Origin of the sequence: Xanthomonas sp. SHU 199 (genome assembly GCF_000364665.1) — a bacterium.
Classification (GTDB): domain Bacteria; phylum Pseudomonadota; class Gammaproteobacteria; order Xanthomonadales; family Xanthomonadaceae; genus Xanthomonas_A; species Xanthomonas_A sontii.
The window spans coordinates 1-2,118 of the sequence record NZ_AQOI01000373.1 but is presented as its reverse complement, the minus strand read 5'-3'; the positions used below and the strand labels follow the sequence as shown (position 1 = coordinate 2,118).

The following is a 2,118-nucleotide window of genomic DNA, read 5'->3' as shown; positions in this document are numbered from 1 at the left end:
CGGTCGGCGGCGCGGTCAGCACCGGCGCCGGCGCGGTGGCCAGGCTCGGCGGCGGCACCGGGCGGATCTCCAGTTCGCAATCGTCGATGACCCAGGCGAAGGTGTCTTCGATCGCGCTGCGTGGGATCTTGCCGACCAGGCCCAGGTCCCAGGCCAGGTAGGCCTCGAGCGGATCGAGTTCGGCGAAGCCGGGCAGGCGCGTGCTGCGGCAGGCGACCTGCAGCGGGCCGAGGTGTTCGAGTTCGCGGATGATGCGCAGCGGGTCGTTGCCGCTCATGAACAGCGACGGCGCCGGGGTGAAGCCGATCTGCCAGGCTTCCGGCTCGGCCGGCTGGTTCGCCGCCGGGGTGGCGACGGTGGGCGCGGCCGGACCGCCGTTCAACGCGTGCTGCAGGCGCTCGTGCACGGCCTTGACCGCGGCCGGATCGGCCGGGACGCCGTGTTCGGCTTCGCGCAGCAGGGCGCGCAGCACGTCCACCGAGCCGAGGATGGCGTCGATCGCGTGCGCTTCGACTTCGCGCTTGCCGGCGCGCAGTTCGTCGAGCAGCGTCTCCAGCACGTGGGTGAGGCCGGCCATCGCCTCGAAACCGAAGGTGGCGGCGCCGCCCTTGATCGAGTGCGCGGCGCGGAACACCGAGTTGATGGTCTCGGGGTCGCGATTGCCTTCTTCCAGCGACAGCAATCCGGCTTCCATCGCGTCCAGCCCTTCGCGGCTTTCCTCGAAGAAGGTGGCGTGGAAACGTTGCAGGTCCATGCTCATGGGGCGGGAATCCGGAAAAGGAGGGGAGGGATCAGCCCAGGACTTTCTGGACGGTGGCGATCAGCTGTTCGGGATTGAACGGCTTGACCAGCCAGCCGGTCGCACCGGCCGCTTTGCCCTCGGACTTCTTCTCCGCCGCCGACTCGGTGGTCAGCATCAGCATCGGGGTGAACTTGTAGTCCGGCAGCTGCCGCAGTTCGCGGATCAGGGTGATGCCGTCCATGTTCGGCATGTTGACGTCGGTGACCACCGCGTTGAAGCGCTGGCCCTTGGCGCGGCCCAGCGCGACCGCGCCGTCTTCGGCTTCTTCGACGGCAAAGCCGGCCGAGGTGAGGGCGAAGGAGACCATCTGGCGCATCGACGCCGAATCGTCCACTACCAAGATACGTGCGCTCATGCCGCGTTCTCCACAGATTTCAGATTGTCAGGGGTTGCAGGAAGGCCCAGCGATTCGCTGACCCCTAGCAGGCGTGCCGCGTCGCGAAAGGTGGCGTTGCAGGCCTCGAATTCGGTGCGCTTGCCGTCCTTGCGACGGGCATCGACGAATGCGCACAGCACCTGTACGGATGCGGTATGGATGCGGCGGACTTCGCCGGCGTCCAGCCGCAGCACGTCGTCCGACGCAAGGAACGCGGTCAGGCGTTGTTTCAGGTCGGCGCTGGTCTCGATACCAAGATCTTCGCCAAGGGGGACTGTGCTCATCATTGCTCCGCACCAATGGTTCTATGGCAGATAACGGCCGTGGCCTGAAAAGCTTTAGCGGCGGTTGGAAAGTGCGGCACCGTTCCCAGTTGCCGCCCGCCGGCCCGGGTCAGTGCAGCAGTTGCTCGGCGTCGAGCAGGATCATCGGCTGCTGCGCCAGCCGCGCCACGCCGCGGAACAGATGGTTGGAAATGCGGCAGATGCGAGCGTTGTCCGGCGGCTCGATCTGCTGGTCGCTGAGGCTGGCCACGTCTTCCACCGCGGACACGCGCAGGCCCAGGGTCTCGCCGTTCTCTTCCAGCACCACCACCCGGGTCTGCATGTCCATCTCGATCGGCGCCGCGCCCAGGTGCACGCCGAGGTCGAGCACCGGCACCACCTGGCCGCGCAGGTTCATGATGCCGAGCATGGCCGGCGGCGTGCCGCGCAATGCCAGCAGCGGCACCGGCAGCACCACTTCCTGCACCTTCAGCAGTTCCAGGGCGTAGGCCTGCTCGCCGCAGCGCAGGCGCAGCCAGCGGGTGCGGCGCTCGGCCAGGCGTTCGGGGGCGATGGCCGAGCCATGCGGCACGGCCGGTGCCATGAAGGCCTGCAGGTTCGGCGGCAGCTTCGCGCCGGCGGCCTGGGCGCGGCTGGCTTCGGCGCGGCGTTCCGGC

General features: G+C 68.4%; 4 protein-coding genes. All 4 read right to left on the bottom strand.

Annotated elements, in window-relative coordinates; translation table 11 throughout:
• Nucleotides 1-760, bottom strand: a 760-nt coding sequence (locus D183_RS0112560; protein WP_017909300.1) for an Hpt domain-containing protein, incomplete at its 3' end; no start/stop codon positions are given.
• Between the two features lie 31 nt (nucleotides 761-791).
• Nucleotides 792-1,157: a response regulator gene (locus D183_RS0112555; RefSeq protein WP_010341778.1), complete on the bottom strand. Its 366-nt coding sequence runs from the start codon at nucleotides 1,155-1,157 to the stop codon at nucleotides 792-794.
• Complete coding sequence (locus D183_RS0112550) at nucleotides 1,154-1,462, bottom strand: STAS domain-containing protein (RefSeq protein WP_010341777.1); 309 nt, start codon at nucleotides 1,460-1,462, stop codon at nucleotides 1,154-1,156. Before D183_RS0112550 ends, D183_RS0112555 begins: the two co-directional genes overlap by 4 nt.
• 109 nt (nucleotides 1,463-1,571) lie before the next feature.
• The coding region (locus D183_RS24640) for a chemotaxis protein CheW (RefSeq protein ID WP_017909297.1) at nucleotides 1,572-2,118 on the bottom strand (547 nt) is incomplete at its 5' end.

Excerpts from the sequence above, each read along its gene's own strand:
- D183_RS0112555 (WP_010341778.1), bottom strand. The coding sequence starts at position 1,157 with ATGAGCGCACGTATCTTGGTAGTGGACGATTCGGCGTCGATGCGCCAG.
- D183_RS0112550 (WP_010341777.1), bottom strand. The coding sequence starts at position 1,462 with ATGAGCACAGTCCCCCTTGGCGAAGATCTTGGTATCGAGACCAGCGCC.